General features: G+C 49.2%; 1 protein-coding gene. It reads right to left on the bottom strand.

What is annotated here, in order from left to right; all coding sequences use genetic code 11:
* On the bottom strand, positions 1 to 849 hold an 849-nt coding region (locus BUF13_RS20715; RefSeq protein ID WP_170865156.1), incomplete at both ends, for an MBG-2 domain-containing protein.

Raw genomic sequence — 849 nt, 5'->3', positions numbered from 1 at the left:
TCCTGGCTTCCCACATCTGTTCTGCCATTGTTGCTGTAGACAACTGAAGTACCTGCTGGTAGCGTTCCTGAGATCATCAGGCTCTTCTCGGTGCCATCAAACACGAAGCTGCCGTCTGCAAAGGTGATTCCAGTGATTGTGGCTTTGGTGATCGTGAAGTTTGCTCCCGTATAATTGATCGCGTAATTGCTTCCTGCATTTAGGCTTCCCAAGTTGATTGCGTAGCTTCCCACATTCTCTCCGGCTGCTCTGGCCAAGGATCCTGTCAGAATCGTTTCATCATCTCCGTTTTCAAAACCTGTCACCTGATATGTGAGTGTTGGATCAGCGGTTCCGAAAACCTTGCTCTGGCCTGCATCCGCTGTCACATCCAGTACTTTCTCTGCTATCTCAAAGTCAGCGCTGGTGAAGTTGATTACATAGTTCATTCCTGCATCCAGAGTTCCAATGGTGATCGCATACATGCCTACATTTTCTCCGGCTACTCTGCTGAGTGCTCCTGTCAGAATCGAAGTATTATCTCCGTTTCCGAAGTTGGATGCCGTATAGCCAAACACCGGATCTGCAGAACCATACACTTTGGCCTGGTTCGCATTGGCGGTGATATTCAAGGTTCTCGGGGTGATAGTGAAGTCAGCTCCCGTATAATTGATCGTATAGTTTGCTCCGGCACTCAATGTACCCAGATTGATCGCATAGGTGCCCACATCTTCTCCGGCTGCTCTGGCCAAGGCTCCTGTCAGGATACTTGCACCATCTCCGTTCTGATAACCTGTCACCTGATAAGTGAATACCGGATCTCCGTTGCCATAAATCTTCGTCTGTCCTGGGTCTGTAGTGACAGTCAGG

Source organism: Algoriphagus zhangzhouensis (assembly GCF_900148515.1).
Taxonomy (GTDB): Bacteria; Bacteroidota; Bacteroidia; order Cytophagales; family Cyclobacteriaceae; genus Algoriphagus; species Algoriphagus zhangzhouensis.
Note: the sequence above shows the minus strand (reverse complement) of the source record. Positions and strands in the feature narration are given on the sequence as shown.